Source organism: Nonomuraea rhodomycinica (assembly GCF_013363995.1).
GTDB classification, from domain to species: domain Bacteria; phylum Actinomycetota; class Actinomycetes; order Streptosporangiales; family Streptosporangiaceae; genus Nonomuraea; species Nonomuraea rhodomycinica.
Genome location: NZ_JABWGO010000013.1, coordinates 228,883 through 247,992, shown reverse-complemented (window position 1 = coordinate 247,992; position 19,110 = coordinate 228,883). Strand labels below are relative to the sequence as shown.

At 73.8% G+C, this 19,110-nt stretch carries 18 protein-coding genes; 12 read left to right on the top strand and 6 right to left on the bottom strand.

What is annotated here, in order from left to right; genetic code table 11:
* The first annotated feature begins 65 nt into the window (after positions 1 to 65).
* The 3 genes from HT134_RS38340 (at position 66) to HT134_RS38330 (ending at position 3,712) form a co-directional block, all read left to right on the top strand.
* Positions 66 to 1,634: a serine hydrolase domain-containing protein gene (locus tag HT134_RS38340; RefSeq protein ID WP_246366277.1), complete on the top strand. Its 1,569-nt coding sequence runs from the start codon at positions 66 to 68 to the stop codon at positions 1,632 to 1,634.
* Complete coding sequence (locus HT134_RS38335) at positions 1,631 to 2,404, top strand: MerR family transcriptional regulator (RefSeq protein ID WP_175605381.1); 774 nt, start codon at positions 1,631 to 1,633, stop codon at positions 2,402 to 2,404. The genes HT134_RS38340 and HT134_RS38335 overlap by 4 nt, the downstream gene beginning before the upstream one ends.
* 168 nt (positions 2,405 to 2,572) lie before the next feature.
* On the top strand, positions 2,573 to 3,712 hold the full coding sequence (locus HT134_RS38330; protein WP_175605380.1) for a hypothetical protein: 1,140 nt from the start codon (positions 2,573 to 2,575) through the stop codon (positions 3,710 to 3,712).
* A 28-nt stretch (positions 3,713 to 3,740) separates the two neighbouring features.
* On the opposite strand, the gene HT134_RS38325 is transcribed toward HT134_RS38330, so the two are convergent.
* Together HT134_RS38325 and rph are read right to left on the bottom strand one after the other, a co-directional pair.
* Positions 3,741 to 4,688 carry a DNA polymerase domain-containing protein gene (locus HT134_RS38325; RefSeq protein WP_312888744.1) on the bottom strand — a complete coding sequence of 316 codons (948 nt, stop codon included), beginning with the start codon at positions 4,686 to 4,688 and terminating at the stop codon, positions 3,741 to 3,743.
* 19 nt (positions 4,689 to 4,707) lie between these two features.
* On the bottom strand, positions 4,708 to 7,371 hold the full coding sequence (gene rph / locus HT134_RS38320; RefSeq protein WP_175605378.1) for a rifamycin-inactivating phosphotransferase: 2,664 nt from the start codon (positions 7,369 to 7,371) through the stop codon (positions 4,708 to 4,710).
* A 70-nt stretch (positions 7,372 to 7,441) separates the two neighbouring features.
* Here rph and HT134_RS38315 point away from each other — a divergent pair, with 70 nt between their 5' ends.
* From HT134_RS38315 to HT134_RS38305, 3 genes are all read left to right on the top strand, one after another.
* Positions 7,442 to 8,257 (top strand): oxidoreductase, encoded by an 816-nt coding sequence (locus HT134_RS38315; RefSeq protein WP_175605377.1) that lies wholly within the window; start codon positions 7,442 to 7,444, stop codon positions 8,255 to 8,257.
* A gap of 1 nt (position 8,258) precedes the next feature.
* Complete coding sequence (locus tag HT134_RS47915) at positions 8,259 to 8,855, top strand: TetR/AcrR family transcriptional regulator (protein ID WP_175605376.1); 597 nt, start codon at positions 8,259 to 8,261, stop codon at positions 8,853 to 8,855.
* Between the two features lie 136 nt (positions 8,856 to 8,991).
* A complete protein-coding gene (locus HT134_RS38305) occupies positions 8,992 to 9,417 on the top strand; it encodes a hypothetical protein (RefSeq protein ID WP_246366276.1) in 426 nt (141 codons plus the stop codon).
* Positions 9,418 to 9,438: 21 nt separating this feature from the next.
* Here HT134_RS38305 and crcB read toward each other — a convergent pair whose 3' ends face one another.
* From crcB to HT134_RS38290, 3 genes are read right to left on the bottom strand one after another with little or no spacing between them, the layout of a single operon-like run.
* Positions 9,439 to 9,801, bottom strand: a complete 363-nt coding sequence (crcB, locus tag HT134_RS38300; RefSeq protein ID WP_175605375.1) for a fluoride efflux transporter CrcB — start codon at positions 9,799 to 9,801, stop codon at positions 9,439 to 9,441.
* Positions 9,798 to 10,184, bottom strand: a complete 387-nt coding sequence (locus HT134_RS38295; protein WP_175605374.1) for a DUF190 domain-containing protein — start codon at positions 10,182 to 10,184, stop codon at positions 9,798 to 9,800. Before HT134_RS38295 ends, crcB begins: the two co-directional genes overlap by 4 nt.
* Positions 10,181 to 10,717, bottom strand: a complete 537-nt coding sequence (locus tag HT134_RS38290; protein WP_175605373.1) for a fluoride efflux transporter FluC — start codon at positions 10,715 to 10,717, stop codon at positions 10,181 to 10,183. Before HT134_RS38290 ends, HT134_RS38295 begins: the two co-directional genes overlap by 4 nt.
* A gap of 159 nt (positions 10,718 to 10,876) precedes the next feature.
* On the opposite strand from HT134_RS38290, the gene HT134_RS38285 reads away from it, so the two are divergent.
* Genes HT134_RS38285 through HT134_RS38270 form a run of 4 tightly spaced genes read left to right on the top strand, consistent with a single transcriptional unit; the run spans position 10,877 to position 14,751 of the window.
* On the top strand, positions 10,877 to 11,158 hold the full coding sequence (locus tag HT134_RS38285) for a metal-sensitive transcriptional regulator (protein ID WP_175595108.1): 282 nt from the start codon (positions 10,877 to 10,879) through the stop codon (positions 11,156 to 11,158).
* Positions 11,159 to 11,203: 45 nt separating this feature from the next.
* Entirely contained in the window at positions 11,204 to 11,419 is a 216-nt protein-coding gene (locus tag HT134_RS38280; RefSeq protein WP_175605372.1) for a heavy-metal-associated domain-containing protein, read from the top strand.
* Positions 11,416 to 12,450, top strand: coding sequence for a DUF8832 domain-containing protein (locus HT134_RS38275; protein ID WP_175605371.1), 1,035 nt, complete (start codon positions 11,416 to 11,418; stop codon positions 12,448 to 12,450). Before HT134_RS38280 ends, HT134_RS38275 begins: the two co-directional genes overlap by 4 nt.
* 27 nt (positions 12,451 to 12,477) lie before the next feature.
* Entirely contained in the window at positions 12,478 to 14,751 is a 2,274-nt protein-coding gene (locus HT134_RS38270) for a heavy metal translocating P-type ATPase (protein ID WP_175605370.1), read from the top strand.
* An 80-nt stretch (positions 14,752 to 14,831) separates the two neighbouring features.
* Here the strand turns inward: HT134_RS38270 and HT134_RS38265 are convergent, their stop codons facing one another.
* On the bottom strand, positions 14,832 to 16,499 hold the full coding sequence (locus tag HT134_RS38265) for a VanW family protein (protein ID WP_175605369.1): 1,668 nt from the start codon (positions 16,497 to 16,499) through the stop codon (positions 14,832 to 14,834).
* Positions 16,500 to 16,682: 183 nt separating this feature from the next.
* On the opposite strand from HT134_RS38265, the gene HT134_RS38260 reads away from it, so the two are divergent.
* A complete protein-coding gene (locus HT134_RS38260; RefSeq protein ID WP_175605368.1) occupies positions 16,683 to 17,303 on the top strand; it encodes a DUF305 domain-containing protein in 621 nt (206 codons plus the stop codon).
* A 312-nt stretch (positions 17,304 to 17,615) separates the two neighbouring features.
* Positions 17,616 to 19,076 (top strand): aminotransferase class I/II-fold pyridoxal phosphate-dependent enzyme, encoded by a 1,461-nt coding sequence (locus HT134_RS47340; protein WP_175605367.1) that lies wholly within the window; start codon positions 17,616 to 17,618, stop codon positions 19,074 to 19,076.
* The last annotated feature ends 34 nt before the right edge of the window (positions 19,077 to 19,110 follow it).

Here is a 19,110-nt window from a genome sequence, read left to right as displayed (position 1 = left end):
GGTGCAAGCTCCTCGCAGCGGCGAGACGCCGACCGGACACCCGAGACTCGAAGGAGCGGACCACCATGTCCCTCACCCTCTCCGACCAGGACAAGAGCACCCTGCGGACCGCCGCGTACGGCGCGGTCTCGCTGATGGCCGCCGCCGGTGCCGCCGGCAAGCCGCACCGGATCGCCACCGGCGGCGCGCTCGCCTTGGCGTCGGCGACCGGCCCGGTCGGGCATGTGCTCGCGGTGCGGACGAAGGACGTCGCCCTGAGGGGCAAGTCCACCGCCGAACTCGCCGACCAGGTGCTGCCGGCCCTGACGGCGGCCATGAGCCTGCTGAAGGAGCAGGATCCGGCCGAGGCGGACAACTTCCGCCGCGCCGTCCTCGTCGCCGTCGAAGCGGCCGCCCAGCCCCGTCAGGGTGAGCCGAGCCCCACCATGGCGGAGATGGCCCGCAAGATCTCCGAAGCGCTCGACGTCGCCGCCGCGGCCCGCGCGGACGGCGCGACCGCGCCGGGAGCCGCGGCCGGGCAGGATCGCCCGGAGCTGCAGAAGGCGATCGAGGAGATCGTCGAGTCCGGCTTCCTCGGGGTGTCGCTGCGCGTGCACGACGAGCGGGGCGAGTGGGCCGGCAGCGCCGGGGCGGCCGAGCTGGGCGGGACCGGGAAGCCGCCGACGAACGGGCACGTCCGGATCGGCAGCGCCACCAAGACCTTCACCGCGACCCTGGCGCTCCAACTGGTGGCCGAGGGCAGGATCGGGCTGGACGTCCCGGTGGCGAACTACCTGCCCGAGTTCGGGCTGGACGAGCGGATCACGGTGCGCATGCTGCTGCAGCACACCAGCGGCGTGTTCAACTTCACCGGCGAGGTCGACGGCGACGGGACGGTCGCGCCGGGGATCCCCATCCCCTACGGCACCACGGGCAAGGAGTGGCTGGACAACCGGTTCACGACCTACCGGCCGCGGGAGCTGGTGGAGCTGGCGTTGTCCAGGCCGGCGCGGTTCGAGCCGGGGACGAGCTGGAGCTACTCCAACACCAACTACGTGCTCGCCAGGCTGGTGATCGAGAAGGTCACCGGCCGCTCGCTCGCCGAGGAGGTGCGGCGGCTGATCCTGGGGCCGCTCGGGCTGTCGGGCACGGTGGTGCCGGACGCCTCGCCGGAGATCCCCGCGCCGCACGCCCACGCCTACTACCGCTCCGAGGAGGACGGCCGGCCGACGACGACCGACATCACCCGCCAGAACCCCTCCTGGATCTCCACCGGCGGCGACATGATCTCCACCACCCGGGACCTCCACACGTTCATCTCCGCGCTGCTGGGCGGCAGGCTCCTGCCGGCCTCGCTGCTGGCCGAGATGTGCGCCCCGCACCCGACCGGCATCCCGAACATGGACTACGGCCTGGGGGTCTTCGTGGTGAACACGGACGGCGGCACCCTCATCTCCCACAACGGCGCCGCCGTGGGCCACGCGGCGCTGATGTACAGCACGCCCGACGGCCGCAAGACCCTGACCGCCGCGCTGAACTGCGTGGACGACGCCGGCCTGTCCATCGCGCCGGCATTCCTGAGCGCCCAGCAGAGGCTCGTCGACGAGGTGTTCCGCGCCGGGCAGGCCGGGCACACGGCAGGATCGTGCGGATGAACGGAGTCACGATCGGGCAGGCGGCGGCGTTCGTCGGCGTCACGGTGAAGACGGTGCGGCACTACCACAAGCTCGGGCTGGTGCGGGAGCCGGAACGCGACAGCTCCGGCTACCGGAGGTACGGATCGGCCGATCTGTTGCGGCTGGTGCAGGCCCGGACGCTGGCCGCCGCCGGAGTGCCGCTGGCCGAGATCGGGCCCCTGCTCGACGCCGATGCCGCGCTGTTCACCGCCGCGCTCGCCGACGTCGAGCGGCACCTCACCCAACAGATCGAGGAGTTGACCGCGCGGCGTGACACGCTGCATCGGCTCGCCGACGGCGACCGGGCCCTGCTGCCGGACCGGGCTGTGGCGCTGCTGGAGCGGATGGCCGGTCTCGGCTTCGCCGCGGACGAGACAGCGGCCACCAGGGAGGGCTGGGTGCTGGCCAGGGCCCTGGTCCCGGAGGGCTTCGACGACTACCTCACCCATTTCGAGCACGCCCTCGACGATCCCGGGCTCGTCGCCTTGGGCAGGCGCGCGGCCGAAGCCGCGGCCTGGGAGCCGGACGACCCCCGCATCGCCGAGCTCGCGGCCACGGCGGCCGGCCACTACCTCGCCAACCCCGCGCTGCTGAAGACGGTGACCGGCCTGCAGGCCCGCACCGAGGCCGGGACCCGGTACATGCTGATCGCCCACCACGGCGGAGAGCGGACACCGGCCGCGGCGCGGCTGGCCGAGCTCTTCGAGGCCGAGCTCCGCGCCGCCGGCATCCGCATCCCCAGGCCCTAGGACGCCCGCCGTGACCGCGCGACCTGCCCGACACCCTGGAGTTCGCGGGACGCCGAATCGTTCCGGCGCGCGTCGCGTGGCGTTTGACTTCCGTCCATGGACGCGCCGAACGACCTCTGTAAGGATCTTCCGGAGTACTTTTCCCCCTCGGAAGGCACACGGAAGAACATGCGGGTCGCACACGTACTGCTCACGGCAGCCCTCACCACCGCCCTCGGCTCCGGCCCCGCCCTGGCGGCGCCGGCGGAGGCCGGACCGGCGCGGTTCCCGGCGGAGGTGAACGGCGGCGCCTGGCCGTCGGGCCACGTGCAGGGCATGGCCCTGGACCGGAAGAAGGGGTACATGTACTTCTCCTTCACCAACCTCCTCGTCAAGACCGATCTGCAGGGCAACCCGGTCGGCTCGGTCACCGGGTTCACCGGCCACCTGGGCGACCTCGACTTCAACGAGAAGGACGGCCGCGTCTACGGCTCCCTGGAGTACAAGGACGCGAAGGCGTTCTACATCGCCATCTTCGACGTCGACCGGATCACCAGCCTGGACATGAACGCCGAGGGGTCCGACGTGGTGACCGCCGTCTACCTCAAGGACGTCGTGGACGACTACGCCGCCGACATGAACGGCGACGGCGTCTTCGACGGCAACGTCGCCAACACCCCCGACCACCGCTACGGCTGCAGCGGCATCGACGGCGTCGCCTTCGGCCCCGAGTTCGGCCGGCGCGGCGGCCAGCAGAAGCTGACCGTCGCCTACGGCGTCTACTCCAACACCACGCGCACCGACAACGACCACCAGGTGCTGCTGCAGTACGACATCCGCGACTGGCGCCGGTACGAGCGCCCGCTCACCCAGTCGCAGCCGCACACGGCCGGCCCGGACGAGGCGGCCGGCAAGTACTTCGTCCGCACCGGCAACACCACCTACGGCGTGCAGAACCTGGAGTACGACAAGCGCTCGGGCCACTGGCTGATGGCCGTCTACAAGGGCGTCAAGCCGCAGTTCCCGAACTACTCGCTGTTCGTCGTGGACGGCTCGGCCCGCCCGGTCGAGGGCCCGATCGAGGGACAGCCGAAGCCGGAGCGCGGCGCCCTGCTGCCGCTGCTCGACGAGGGCCTGCGCCACGACGCGACCGGCATCCGGGGCTGGGAGTCCGGCGGCCAGTACGGCCTGGTCTCCCTCGACGACGGCCGCTTCTACCTGGCCAAGGACGGCAAGATCACGGAGGGCGGCGTGACGAAGCAGACCGGCGTCGCCCAGCTCCACCGCTGGACCGGCCAGACGCCGACCCCGTTCGAGCGGATCCAGTAGCGACGGTGTCCGGCCCGCCGCGGGAGTGTCACTCGCCGCGGCGGGCGCGGGCCCGGCGCTTGCCCTCGTGCATCGCCTGCACCCGCGCCACCGGGATCGTGTGCCCCTCCTCGACCAGGCCGGCGGGCAGCCGCTGCGGCGGCGGCATCAGCTCCGCCCACGGGTCGCGGCCGTCCAGCAGCGCCGGCACGGTGTGCACGGTGAAGTCGCCCGGGCTCACCGCGTCGAGGTCGTCCCACGCCACGGGGAACGACACCGGCACGCCCGGCCGGACCCGCGGGCTGTAGGCCGCCACCACCGTCGCCCCGCCCGCCCGGGTCGAGTCGATGAACACCTTGCCCTCGCGGTCCTCCCGGATGAACGCCGTCGTGGCGAGGCCGGGGTCGAGGCGGGCGGCGCGGGCGCCGAGGGCGCGGGTCGCCGCCGCCAGGTCCTCCACCGGGACGCCCGTCTCCACCGGCACGAACACGTGCGCCCCCTTGGCGCCGCTCGTCTTGACCGCGCCCGCCAGGCCCGCGTCGGCGAGCGCCTGCCGGACGAGCAGGGCCGCCTTCACGGCCAGGCCGAACGCGCCGCCCTCCGGCGGGTCGAGGTCGAGTACCAGGTGGGTGGGGTCGCCGCCGGCGGGGCCGAGCGCCGGGTGGTACTCGACCGCCCGCTGGTTGGCGAACCACAGCAGCGTGCGCCGGTCGTCGCACAGCGCGTACGACACCTGCCGGCGCGACGCCTCGGCCCAGACGGACACCGTGCGCACCCACGACGGGGCGTACTTGGGCACGTTCTTCTGCATGAAGGCCGGCTGCCCCGGGCGGACCCGCACGACCGACAGCGGGCGCTCGCGCAGGACGGGCAGGATGCGCTCGCTCACGGCGTCGAGGTAGTCGACCAGGTGCCGCTTCGTGCTGCCGGACCCGTCGAACAACGGCTGGTCCAGGTTGGTCAGCGGCACCCCGTCACGCGTCTCATCGCTGCTCACGCGCTCCACCCTGCCCGCCTCACGCCTCCTCAGGCAACAGCTCCACATATCCCTCGGAGCCGTTGACGCGGATGCGCTGCCCGTCGCGGATGCGCCGCGTCGCGCCCTCGACGCCCACGACGGACGGCAGGCCGTACTCCCGGGCGACCACGGCGCCGTGCGTCATCACCCCGCCGACCTCCATGACCACCCCCTTCACCGACACGAACAGCGGCGACCAGCTCGGGTCGGTGAAGACCGTGACGAGGATGTCGCCCTCCTCGACCTCGGCCCGCGCCATGTCCAGCACGACCCGGGCCCGGCCCTCGACGACACCGGACGACACGGCGACGCCGGCCAGCGCGCCCTCGGGCAGCCTCCCGGCGTCGTACGCGCCGTCGATCATCTCGCCCTCGGAGGTGATGACGCGGGGCGGTGTCAGCTTGCGGTACGTCTCGTACGCCTGGCGCCGCTCGGCGATGACCGCGCGCTCCAGCCGCCCCGTGGCGACGGCCTGCCGCAGCTCCTCGAAGGTCAGGAAGTACACGTCCTCGGGCTTGTCGATCACGCCCTGCAGGGCCAGCCGCCCGGCCTCGGCGAGGATCGCCCGCTTGTACAGCTCGTAGCGCTGGAGCAGGGCGTGCTTGGAGTACTCGCGGTAGCCGATGAAGTGCCGGACGAGGCTCATCCGGTGGGCCGCCCGCCTCGCCTTGCGGGCGCCTCCGGGCAGCTTCCTGAGCCGCTCCAGCAGGTCGTTCATCGTGCGCTCGGCCTCGGCGCGGCCCCGCTCCGCCCTGCGCTCGCGCTCGCCGGGGGCGAGAGCGCGGACGTTGGCCAGGATGAGCGGGACGAGCAGCGTGGGGTCCTCGCTCCACCGCGTCCGGGTGATGTCGATGCCGCCCTGGCCGTGCATGCCGTACGCGCGCAGGTAGTCCTCCAGGGAGCGGCTGACCGCCTCCCCGCCCTCGACCCCGGCCAGCCCGGCGAAGAACGTGTCGCGTCCGGCCGTCTCCAGGTACGCGACCACGGCCGGGTGCTCGCGGACGACGTCGGAGACCGCCAGCAGGTCCAGGCCCATCGCGGCCACCACGTTGTGGTCGGCGGACTGCGAGAGGGCGTCGGCCGCGTTCCGGACGCCCAGCCACCGCGCCATGCGCTTGTTGACCCAGTTCACGGACTGGATGCCGATGAGCGCCGCCGCCACGCTGCGTGGGTCGAACGTGAGCTCGGCGACGACGTCGTGGTCCTTCTCGATGGCCGCGAACAGCGCGTCGCCCGACGCGCCGGCCAGGCCGCGGCGCAGCTCCTCGACCGTCGCCTCGGCCCTGGCGATCAGGTCGGGGACGACGCGGGGGTCGTCCTCGCGGGACAGCTTGAGGTACTGCCGGATCAGGGGCAGCGGGCCGCCCGGGCCGACGTCCGTCAGCGAGGTCCTTCCCCTGGCCAGGTTCCTGGCGAAGTCCTTCCTGGCCAGCACGGCGCGCAGGGCGGCGACCATCAGCACGTCCGCCTGGGCCACGCTCTTGAGCGTGGCGGCGCGCGTGAGCGGGGACGCCAGCTCGTGCGACAGGTCCTTGTAGAAGCGGTTGCCGGCCACGGTCCCGGCGGTGCGGCCGAGCCGGCGGTGGAACAGCTCGAACATCGACAGGCCGAGCGGCGCGAACGCGTCGGTCATCATCTGCCGGTGCCCGTAGGAGATGTAGACGTGGTTGCGGTCGTCGTCGGCCTCGGGCACCGGGTAGAGCGTGGTGACGGGGCGGCTCTGGAGCACGTGGAACTCACCGTCCGACAGCGCCCACTCGATGTCCTGGGGGCGGCCGAAGTGCGCCTCGATCCGCCTGCCGAGGCGTTCGAGCCGCAGGATCTGCGCGTCGTCCAGCGTCTGGGCGTGGCGGCGGGCCTCCTCCACGGGCCGCTCCTCGGTGCCGCCGTCGGCCGAGGCGCGCAGCTCGACGGTCTGGGTGGCGACGCGCCTGCCGGTGATCCGGCCGTCGCGCACCCGGTAGTTGTCGGCGTCCACGAGCCCGGAGACGAACGCCTCGCCGAGGCCGAAGCCGGCGTCGATGGAGACCACCCGGCGGTTGGAGCTGACCGGGTCGGCGGTGAACATGATGCCCGCCGCGTCGGGGAAGACCATGCGCTGCACGACGACCGCGGCCCGCACCGCCCGGTGGTCGAAGCCGTTCCGGACGCGGTAGGCGACGGCCCGGTCGGTGAACAGCGAGGCCCAGCAGCTCCGGACGGCGTCCACGACGGCCCGCTCGCCGCGCACGTTGAGGTAGGTGTCCTGCTGGCCGGCGAACGAGCTGGACGGCAGGTCCTCGGCGGTGGCGCTGGAGCGCACGGCGCAGGCCACCTCGCCGGCGCTCCCGGTCTCGGCGGCGAGGTCCGCGAGGCGGCGGGTGATGTCCTTCTCGATCTCCTCCGGCACGGGCAGGGCCTCGATGGCGTCGCGCAGGCGCCCGGCGGCCCGCGCGACGCCGGCGCGGTCGTCGGCCCGCAGCCCGGCGAGGTCGTCGATCAGGCCGCCGACGGCCGGGTCGCGCTCCACCACCGTCCGGTACGCCTCGGTGGTGACGCAGAACCCGCCGGGTACGCGGACGCCCTCGATCGAGGACAGCTCGCCGAGGTTCGCCCCCTTGCCGCCGACCCGGGGGAGTGCGGTCCGGTCGATCTCGTGGAAACCGAGCACATAGGTACTCATGGCAGATCCCCTCTCTAGCTGGATTAAAATACAGTACACCTCTGTATTCGAACTCAAGCTGGAGGTTTCCATGGCGGCCAAGATCTGCCTCGTCACGGGCGCGTCGTCGGGCATCGGCCACGCGACCGCGCTGGAGCTGCTGCGCGCCGGCCACGTCGTCTACGGCGCCGCGCGCCGCGTGGAGCGGATGGCGGCCCTCCGCGCCGCCGGCGGGCACGTCCTGGAGGCGGACGTGACGAGCGAGGCCGACGCTGAGCGCGCCGTGCGCACGGTCCTCGACGAACGGGGCCGCGTCGACGTCCTGGTCAACAACGCCGGCGCCGGGCTGCACGGCGCGATCGAGGACGTCCCGGTCGAGCGGGCCCGGCGGCTGTTCGAGGTCAACCTGTTCGGGGCGGCCCGGCTCACCCAGCTCGTCCTGCCGGGCATGCGCGAGCGGCGCTCGGGCCGGATCGTCAACGTCTCGTCGGTCGCCGGCCGGTTCGCGCTGCCGATGGTCGCCTGGTACCACGCCTCGAAGCACGCCCTGGAGGCGTTCTCCGACGCGCTGCGCCAGGAGGTCCGGCCGTTCGGCATCAAGGTCGTCGTGGTCGAGCCGGGCCTGGTCAGGACGGAGTTCGAGCGGGAGGCGGCGCGCGAGCTGCGCGCCTTCTCCGGAAGCGGCGCCTACCGGGGGCCGGCCGAGGCCATGGCCCGCAGGAGCGAGGGGCTGGCCGCGGTCAGGATGTCCGACCCGGCGGTGGTGGCCCGGACCATCCGCAAGGCGGTGGAGGCGCCGCGGCCCCGGCTGCGCTACCCGACGGGGCACCTGGCCCGGCCGCTCCTCGCCTTCGCCGGGCTCACGCCGGACCGGCTGTTCGACCGCATGGTGACTAGGATCGGGTGACGTGTCCACCATCCGCGTGCCGCGTCCGCCGGGGCGGCCCCGCAGCCGGCAGGTGGACGAGGCCGTCCTCGCCGCCGCCCTCGACCTGCTGATCGAGCGCGGCGCCAGCGAGACGAGCATCGAGCAGGTGGCCCAGCGCGCCGGGGTGACCCGCGCCACCGTCTACCGCAGGTTCCCGGGCAAGACCGCGCTGCTCATCCAGGCCATCGAGTCGGTCCACCAGGACCACGACCCGGGCGCCATCGACTGGCCGGGCATCGACCCCATGCTGGACGACTGGGCCGGCTACCTCAGCGTGCCGCGCAACCGCCGCATGCTCCGCCGTCTCTATGCCGCCGTGGACGACCATCCGGAGCTGCTGAGCGCCTACCGCGAGTCGCACGGGGCGCGCCGGGCGGCGGCCGAGCGCGCCGCGCTGGCCCGCTCGCGCGAGCGCGGCGAGCTGCCCGCCGACGCCGACCTCGACGCCCTCCAGCAGATCCTCGGGGGAGCCGTCCTGCATCACCTGGGGGCCTGTCCGGACACGGTGACCGCGGGGGAGGTCAAGTCGTACCTGGTCGCCCTCCTCCGGCAGACCGGCTACCGGCCCCAGTCGTAACATCGGCACCTTTCGCCCCCACAGCCCCCGGCCCGCCGGCGGGCTCGCGGCGCGACACGCCGACTCCCCTCGGGGAAGGCGAATTGTGGGGTTTTGGGGAGTATTGCGGGCGGTATTCCGCTTTGTGGGGGGAGCCATGAACAAGATCGTTGCCGCTGGTCTCGGGGTGGTGGTCATGCTGGGCCTGTGCGTCTCCTCGGCGCGGGCCGACGGCGACCTGCGCGATCTGGGCTCGGCGAGCGCCCATGGCGGCGAGCGTGGCCCGGCCGCGGCGGGTGCCGACGGCGACGGCCAGGACGTCAGCAGGCGCCAGTACCAGATCCTGCTCCGCCAGTGCTCGTACGCGAACACGGCGGCGGCGCGCACGCGGTGCCGCGCCGACGTCAGGCGGACCTACCGCATCGGCGCGGTGAACCCGTCGCTCGACTGCCGCACCTACTCGGGGGTGACGGTGTGCGGGAAGCTCATGCTGAGCCCCTCCGAACGCGCCTGCGTCCGGGACTCCGTCGCGAAGGGGATCTCCTACCGGCGCTCGGAGGTGGAGTGCTACGCCTTCCTGTGACGAGGCCGGAACGGCCGGCGGTCACGGGGCCAGGGCCAGCGCGACGGCCATGCCGCACCACGCCGCGCCCAGCCCCGCCGCCACGCTGCCCAGCGCGTTGAGCAGCGCGTACGCCGTGGCGCCGTCGCGGGCCAGCCGCACGGTCTCGTAGCCGAACGTCGAGTACGTGGTCAGCGCCCCGCAGAAGCCGGTGCCCAGCAGCGTCATGACCGGCCCGGACACCGGCGCGGCGGCGAGGAAGCCCAGGATCGTCGAGCCGATCGCGTTGACCGTCAGGGTGCCCCAGGGAAAGACGGTGTCGTGCCGCGACTGCACGGCCCGGTCGACCAGGAAGCGCAGCGGAGCCCCGACGGCGGCCCCGAGCGCGACGAGCAGCACGGTCACGAGTCACGCCCGCCCGTGTCCACCGCCATGGCGTCGCCGGGGTCTGCGGCGGAGCGGCCCACGTAGCGGATCACCTCCACCTCGTCGATCATCACCAGTCCCTCGGTGACCAGCTCGTCGAGCTGCGACAGGAAGGCGCGGATCCGGTCCGGATCGTCCACGATCACGATCGCCAGCGGCAGGTCGTCCGACAGCGACAGGATCCGGGCGGTGTGGAGCTCGCTGGAGGCGCCGTAGCCCTCGATGCCGCGAAACACACTGGCGCCCGCCAGCCCCGCCTGCCGGGCGCGGTGCACGATCTCGTGGTAGAGGGGCTTGTGGTGCCAGGAGGCGTCCTCCTCGACGTAGACGGTCAGGCGCAACGCCGGGCCCTGGAGTCTCATCGTCGTTCCTCCCTTCGCGAGCGCCAGGTGACGAACACCAGGCGGCCCAGGCGCTCCCCGGCGTAGGTCGCGAGCAGCGCGGCGACCAGGGTGCCGCCCAGGTAGGCCAGCGCCGTGCGGGCCGCGCCCGCCTCCAGCGCCTTCTGCGTGTCCACCACGTACGTCGAGAACGTGGTGTAGCCGCCGAGCACGCCGATGCCCAGGAAGGGCCGCACCAGCCGGTGGACCCGCCACGCCTCGGTGATGGCGACCATGAGCAGGCCGATCAGCAGGCACCCCGTCACGTTGATCAGCCACGTGGCCCACGCGAACCCGCCGGGCGGGTGGGGCATGGCGCGCGTGATGCCGAAGCGGGCCAGCGCGCCGAACGCCCCGCCGAGGGAGATCGCGCCCAGCGTGGCCCAGGGGACGCGCCGCACCCACGGCTCGGGCTGCCGCGCCGGGCGCGGAGCGGCGGCGGAGCCGGCCGGGCGCGGAGCGGCGCCGGAGCCGGCCGGGCTGCGCGCCCCGGACGTGCGGCGGGCGTCGGACATGTCCCTCCTCCAGTGCCTCTGACAGCGACGCTACTCCGTTCCGGCCCGCGGTCTCGCCCCGGCCCCGGGCCGCTGTCCGAAAAAATCGGGTAGGTCGGAAATACCATAGGGGGGTACCGTGTTAGAGTGGGTACACGGCAAGGGAGAGGGGGATCGGCGATGGCGGGATACTCCGCACGCAAGGACGACCACAGCCGGCGGCTGCGCCGGATCGAGGGTCAGGTCCGCGGGCTTCAGCGCATGGTCGAGGACGACAAGTACTGCATCGACGTCCTGACCCAGGTGTCGGCGGCCACCAGCGCCCTGCAGTCGTTCGCCCTGTCCCTGTTGGAGGAGCACCTGGCCCACTGCGTCGCCGAGGCCGCCCGCGAGGGCGGGCCCGAGGCGCAGGCCAAGGTCAAGGAGGCCTCCGACGCCATTGCGCGCCTCGTGCGCTCCTGACCCCGTCGTTGAGTTCCGTTACCGCTGTTGCGAGGAGTGATCGGTATGGCCACCACCGCCACCTACACCGTCAAGGGCATGACCTGCGGCCACTGCGTCAGCTCCGTCAAGGAGGAGGTCGGTGAGGTGCCGGGCGTCACCGGCGTCGAGGTCGACCTGCAGAGCGGCCTGCTGACCGTCGCCAGTGAGCAGCCGGTCGAGCAGGCCGCGATCGTGGCCGCCGTCGAGGAGGCCGGTTACAGCGTGGAGGGCGCGTCGTGAACACGGCAGGCAGGCTCGGGCTTTACGCCCTGGGACTGGCCGTGGTGTTCGGCGGCGCGCTCGGCGCCGGCAACGCGCTGGGCGACGCCGGCGCGGTGGCGGCGGGGGCGAAGGCCCCCGCCGCCCACGCGGCCACCGGCGGCCCCGCCGCCCACGGCGAGCAGGCCGCCCATGGTCAGCAGAACGCCCAGGGCCACGGCGACGCGGCTCAGGCAGGCTCCGAAGATACCCCCGGGGGGCTTCAAGTGTCAGAGAACGGCTACACCCTCGTCCCGCTCACCGATGAGATCAAGCCCGGTGAGCCCGCCGACTTCCGCTTCGCCGTGACCGGCCCCGGCGGGGGCAACGTCACGGACTTCGAGACCCGCCACGACAAGCGGCTCCACCTGATCGTCACCTCGCGCGACCTGACGACGTTCCAGCACGTCCACCCGGAGATGTCCGCCGACGGCGTCTGGACCGTCAAGCTGACCCTGCCCGAGGCGGGCCCCTACCGCGCCTTCGCCGACTTCGCGCCGACCGGCGGGCCCGCGCTGACGCTCGGGACCGACGTGTTCGTCGCCGGCGGCTACACGCCCCGCCCGCTGCCCGCGGCAGCCCGCACGGCCACGGTGGACGGCTACACGGTCGAGCTGATCGGCGACCTCGCCCCCGGCCGGTCGAGCCGCCTGGCGCTCAAGGTCAGCAAGGGCGGTGAGCCGGTCACCGACCTGCAGCCGTATCTTGGGGCGTACGGGCACCTCGTCGCCCTGCGCGGCGGCGACCTGGCGTACCTGCACGTCCACCCGGACGGCGAGCCCGGCGACGGCGTCACGAAGGCCGGTCCCGAGATCGTCTTCTACGCGCAGGCGCCGAGCGGCGGCGACTACCGCCTCTTCCTGGACTTCCAGCACGAGGGGAAGGTCCGCACCGCCGCCTTCACCGTCCACGCCGGCTCGCCCGGCGCGACGCCGGAGCCGAGCGGCACGCCCGCCGGCACGCCGAGCGCCGGACCGGCCGACCACGACGATCAGGGCCCGCACGGCCACTGATCGCGGGACGCGACGAAAGGAGAGGTGATGTCCCCCATCACGGAGACCCCCGTCACCGGGGAGAGGCCGCACGGCGCGGTCGAGCTGGCGATCGGCGGCATGACCTGCGCGTCCTGCGCCAACCGCATCGAGCGCAAGCTGAACAAGCTCGACGGCGTCACGGCCACCGTCAACTACGCCACGGAGAAGGCCAAGGTCACCTTCCCCGAGGGGCTCGACCCGCAGGTGCTGGTCAGCGAGGTCGAGAAGGCCGGCTACAGCGCCGCCCTGCCCGAGCCGCCCGCCCCCGAGGACGAGCCCGGGGCCGAGCGGGGCGAGCGCGGCGAGGGCCCGGACGAGCTGGGGCCGCTGCGCTCCCGGCTCATCACGGCCGTGGTGCTGAGCGTCCCGGTGATCGCGATGGCGATGGTGCCGGCGCTGCAGTTCACCTACTGGCAGTGGCTGTCGCTCACGCTGGCCGCGCCGGTCGTGGTCTACGCCGGATGGCCCTTCCACAAGGCCGCCTGGACCAACCTGCGCCACGGCGCGGCGACCATGGACACGCTGGTCTCGCTCGGCACGATCGCCGCGCTCGGCTGGTCGCTGTGGGCGCTGTTCCTCGGGACGGCCGGCATGCCCGGCATGACCCACCCGTTCGAGCTGACGATCGCCCGCACCGACGGCTCGGGCAACATCTACCTGGAGGCCGCCGCCGGGGTGACCGCGTTCATCCTGGCCGGACGCTACTTCGAGGCCCGCTCCAAGCGGCGGGCGGGCGCGGCCCTGCGGGCGCTGATGGAGCTGGGCGCCAAGGACGTCGCCGTCCTGCGCGACGGCGCCGAGGTCCGCGTGCCGATCTCCCGCCTCGCCGTCGGCGACCGGTTCGTCGTCCGGCCGGGCGAGAAGATCGCCACGGACGGCGTGGTCGAGGAGGGCACGTCCGCGGTCGACGCGTCGATGCTGACCGGCGAGTCCGTGCCCGTCGAGGTGCGGCCCGGCGACGCGGTCACCGGCGCCACCGTCAACGCGGGCGGCCGGCTGGTCGTGCGCGCCACCCGCGTCGGCTCCGACACGCAGCTCGCCCAGATGGCCAAGCTCGTGGAGGAGGCGCAGACCGGCAAGGCGCAGGTCCAGCGGCTGGCCGACCGGATCTCGGGCGTGTTCGTGCCCATCGTGATCGCGCTGTCGCTGGGCACGCTCGGCTTCTGGCTCGGCGCGGGCGCCGGCCCGGCGGCGGCCTTCACCGCCGCGGTGGCCGTGCTCATCATCGCCTGCCCGTGCGCGCTCGGCCTGGCCACGCCCACCGCGCTGCTGGTCGGCACGGGCCGCGGCGCCCAGCTCGGCATCCTCATCAAGGGGCCGGAGGTGCTGGAGTCGACCCGCCGGGTGGACACCGTCGTGCTGGACAAGACCGGCACCGTCACCGAGGGCCGCATGACGCTGGTCGAGACGCACGTGGCCGACGGCGAGGACCCCGTCGAGGTGCTGCGCCTGGCCGGTGCGCTGGAGAACGCCTCCGAGCACCCCATCGCCCGGGCCGTCGCCCGCGGCGCGGCCGAGCGGGCCGGTGAGCTGCCCACGCCCGAGGACTTCGCCAACGTCGAGGGGCTCGGCGTGCAGGGCGTCGTGGACGGGCACGCGGTGCTCGTCGGCCGGCCCCGGCTGCTGGCCGAGTGGTCGCAGCACCTGCCCGCCGACCTGCAGCGGGCGCTGGACGAGGCGCAGAACGCCGGCCGCACGGCCGTCGCCGTCGGCTGGGACGGCAAGGCCCGCGCCGTGCTGGTCGTGGCCGACGTGGTCAAGCCCACCTCGGCCGAGGCCATCCGGCGGCTGCGCGGGCTCGGCCTGACCCCGGTGCTGCTCACCGGCGACAACGAGGCCGTCGCCCGGAGCGTGGCCGCCGAGGTCGGCATCGACGAGGTGATCGCCGAGGTGCTGCCCCAGGACAAGGTGGACGTGGTCAAGCGGCTGCAGTCCGAGGGCAAGTCGGTGGCCATGGTCGGCGACGGGGTCAACGACGCCGCCGCGCTCGCCCAGGCCGACCTGGGCCTGGCCATGGGCACCGGCACCGACGTGGCCATCGAGGCGTCCGACCTGACGCTCGTGCGGGGCGACCTCCGCGTGGCGGCCGACGCGATCCGCCTGTCGCGCCGGACGTTGCGTACGATCAAGGGGAACCTGTTCTGGGCGTTCGCCTACAACGTGGCCGCCCTGCCGCTGGCGGCCATGGGGTTGCTCAACCCCATGATCGCCGGTGCCGCGATGGCGTTCTCCAGCGTCTTCGTGGTCAGCAACAGCCTGCGGCTGCGCGGATTCAAGTGATCCGCGCGCGGCAGCCCGAGAGCGGCCGAGGCGGCCGGTGACGAGAGGGTCCCGGCCGCCTCGGCTCTTTCGTCTCCCGCTCAGGAGCAGGTGAGGCGGGGCTCGGGGGCGTAGACGGTGTGGAATCTCTGCTCGCGCACCACCTCGCCGTCCTTCCGGAAGATCCGCCACACGTCGATCGCGAAGCCCTGAGCCCCGCCCATCGGCAGGCAGTCCGGCCCCTGGTCCCTGAGGGTGGGGAAGTCCTTGACGGCGTAGCGGGCGGAGCTGCGGGACTCGACGTCGTACCGCTTGGTGCTCCAGAACTCGACCGTGACGGACGTGCTCGTGTACGAGGTCCTGATCAGCACCCCGTACGGCGAGTCGTTGCGCCAGCGGAAGTCCGGCCGCGGGAACGACACCGTGGACTCGCGGCCCGCCGGATAGCGGGAGATGAAGAACTGGTGCGGCGTGTGCCGCACGTCCTCGAACCCGCCGAAGAACACCGCGTTGAACATCGTGGTCGCGAACTGCGACACGCCTCCGCCCACGTCGTCGACGAACCGGCCGCCCAGGATCATGGGCGCCTCCACGAAGCCGCGCTCCCGGTCGCGCCTGCCCACCAGGCCGTTCAGCGAGAACGTCGCGCCGGGCCGGACCACGTGGCCGTCCACCAGGTCGGCGATGCGGTGGATGTTCGTGACGCGGGGCGCGCAGCACGGGTGCCGCGTGGTGAAGGAGCTGACCTTCTCCCTGACGCCCAGCGCGCGGGCCCGCTCGGTGGTCAGGGCGGGCTCGACCCGGGCGAGCGCGACCCCGGCCGTGCGGGACCCCGACGCGAGCGCGGCCGACACGGCGGCGCTCACCGCCGCGGGGGCGAGGCCGCTGCCCGCCCGGCCCGGCACGACCGCCGGGCGGCCCTTGGCGATCGTGAACCCGGCGTCCTCGGGCCGCTCGGCGGCCGGGACCAGCTCGTCCCGCAGCTCGGCGGCGACCTCGCGCGCGTCGAACGACGGCCGCAGCCCGCCCCGCCCGTCCGCCACGAACCGCAGGTGGGCCGCCAGCCGCGACCGTGACAGGACGGCCCGCCGCCCGCCCGCCGTCAGCGTCAGCGGAGCCGCCACCGCGGCGCGGGCGGCGGAGACGGCGGCGCGCGCCCGCTCCGCCGTGACCGACGGGGCGAGCGGGCGGACCGGCAGCGTGACCCTCGCCCGGCGGGCCAGGAAGGCGTCGCGGACGGCCCGCGCCGCGGCGGCCCGGTCGAGAGCGCGTCCCGCCCCGGGCAGCACCGGCCGCGGCGCCAGCCCCACGTAGCGGACGCCGCCCTCCCGGGGCGCGCGGTCCACGGTCCGGGCCAGCGCGGCGACCTTCCGGCCCAGCAGCCGCTCGTCCACCCGGACCCGCGGGGTCAGGGCCCGGCCGCCGACCAGGCCGCGAACCACGCCGGCGGGCGTGCCCGCGCCGTCCATGGCGGCGGCGACCGTGGCCGCGGCGTCGAGCGAGAGGCCCAGGTCGGCGGGCGCCACGGTGACGGTCCCGCCCGGCGCGGCGAGCGCCATCCGGCCCGCCCGGGCGAACGCCGTCTCCAGCCGGGCCCGCGCCCGGGCCGGGGAGAGCCCGCCGATGTCCACCCCCGCGACCGTCGTGCGCGGCGGCACCTCGCCGGCCAGCACCATCGCCGGCACCCCGTACGCGGACAGGGCCAGGACGGCGGCGACAGCCGCGATCCGTCCCGCCCGGGGGCGAACGATCCTGCGCCGTGCGGTCATGCGCGTGCCTCCTGCCCGGGCGCCGCCACGGTGCCGGCGCCGATGGGAGATACGCGGGCGGGGCCGCCGGCGGCCGGGTCGGGAGCCCGTCGCAGCGGCCCGCGTGTCGGTGCCGCACGCGCGGGGCCACCCCGCCCACGATTACGGTCAACGCACGCACCGTAACGGGGAGTCACATCAGCCATGCTCGCGCACCGTACGACCGCCCGCATCGTGATCGCCGCCACCGCGGCGCTCGGCCTGCTCACCGCCTGCGACGGCTCCGGCGGCTCCGGCGGCCAGGCCCCCGCCGGCGGCGCGGCCTCCGAGGCCCCCGCCCTGCGGCGGACCGACGCCCCGCCCTCGCGGGCGCACAACGACTCCGACGTCATGTTCGCGCGGATGATGATCCCGCATCATCTCCAGGCCGTCCAGATGGCCGAGCTGGCCGCCACGCGCGCCGAGGACCCCGAGGTGAAGAAGCTGGCCGAGCGCATCCGGGCCGCTCAGGAGCCGGAGGTCGCCGCCATGCGCGGCTGGCTCCAGGCGTGGGGGATGCCGGAGTCCACCCGCGGGCACATGCGGCACGGCATGCCCGGCATGCTGTCCGCCGACGACCTGCAGGACCTCGAAGCGGTCAGTGGCGAGATCTTCGACAAGGAGTTCCTCCGGCTGATGATCGCCCACCACGAGGGGGCGGTCACGATGGCCCAGAGGGAGCGGCGGGAGGGCGAGAGCGCCGACGCCAAGGGGCTCGCCCAGAGCATCGAGACCTCGCAGCGGGACGAGATCGAGCAGATGAGGCGCATCCTCGACCGCCTCTGACCCTTCGGCGCGGGCGGCGGGTCAGCGGTCGTGCGGGCCCGCACGTACCCCCGGCCGCCCCGGCCTCACGCCGATGTTCTGAGCGGTTCGCCCCGGTCTCATGTGGTTTGACCGTTGGCGGGGCGGTAAGAGGGGACTCCCGTCCCGTCACTCGTTCACCAGGGGAGAGCGCCATGACATCCTGACGCACCGCCACGCACGGACGTGCGGATTCCGGGAACGGGTGCCATGAGCACCGGCGCGACGCCCGGCGCCGAGGGGGACGCCGGGCGTCGCGCCGGCATCGAGGAACACTGGGAGGAGCCCTTGACCATGGATCATTCGCGCGCGCCCGTGCTGGAGGCGCTGCAGGCCTATCACCGCACCGGCCAGACGCCGTTCAGCCCGCCCGGCCACAAGCAGGGGAGGGGCGCCGACCCGCGGGTGGTCGAGGTGCTGGGGGAGGCGGTCTTCCGCTCCGACGTGCTGGCGAGCGCCGGCCTGGACGACCGCTCGTCCTCCGGCGGCATCCTGGAGAAGGCGCAGGAGCTGATGGCCGACGCCGTGGGCGCCGAGCACGCGTTCTTCTCCACCTGCGGCAGCTCCCTGTCGGTCAAGGCGGCCATGCTGGCCGTCGCCGGCCCGCACGAGAAGCTGATCCTCGGCCGGGACGCGCACAAGTCGATGGTGGCCGGCCTGATCCTGTCCGGGGTGGAGCCGATCTGGGTGGACCCGCAGTGGGACCCCGGCCTGCACCTGGCCCACCCGCCGTCGGTGGACTCGTTCGCCGCGGCCCTGGCCGCCAACCCGGAGGCCAGGGGCGTCCTCGTGACCACGCCCACCCCGTACGGCACGTGCGGCGACCTGGAGGGCCTGGCCCGGCTCTGCCACGAGCACGGCAAGCCGCTGATCGTGGACGAGGCCTGGGGCGCCCACTTCCCCTTCCACCCCGACCTGCCGACCTGGGCGATGGACGCCGGCGCCGACCTGTGCGTCACCTCGATCCACAAGATGGGCTCCGGCCTGGAGCAGAGCTCGGTCTTCCACCTCCAGGGCGACCTGGTCGATCCTGCGGTGCTGAAGGCGCGGGCCGACCTGCTGTCCACGACCAGCGCGTCGGTGCTGGTGTACGCGGCGCTGGACGGCTGGCGCCGGCAGATGGTGGAGCGCGGCCGCGCCCTGTACGACCGCACGCTGGCGCTGGCCGAGCGGGTGCGCGCCGCCGTCGAACAGCTCGGCGGCCTGCACGTGTACGGGCGCGACGAGTTCGTCGGCCCCGGCCTGGCGTTCGACATGGACCCGCTCCAGGTGATCATCGACGTGAGCGGCTACCTGCCCCCGGGGTACGCCATGCACGACTGGATGCGCGAGCACCACCAGGTCAACCTGCACCTGTCGGACCAGCTCCGGATCAGCGCCCAGCTCACCCACGCCGACGACGAGCAGTCGGCGGGGAAGCTGCTCGACGGGCTGGCCGACCTGGTCAAGCACGTGGACGAGCTGCCGAGGGCCGCGGTGCGGATCCCCTCGCCGTCCCGGATGCGGCTGGAGCAGGTCATGCCGCCCCGCGACGCCTTCTTCGCCGAGACCGAGCAGGTGCCGGTGGAGCAGGCCGCCGGACGGATCTCGGCGGAGATGCTCACGCCGTACCCGCCCGGCATCCCCGCGGTGGTGCCCGGGGAACGGCTCACGCACGAGATGCTGTCGTACCTGCGCTCGGGGGTGGACGCGGGCATGGTCGTCCCGGACTCCGTGGACTCGAGCGTCAAGTCCGTACGGGTCGTCGCGTTCTGACGACCCGGCGGCCGGCCTGCGAGGACGCCGCGTG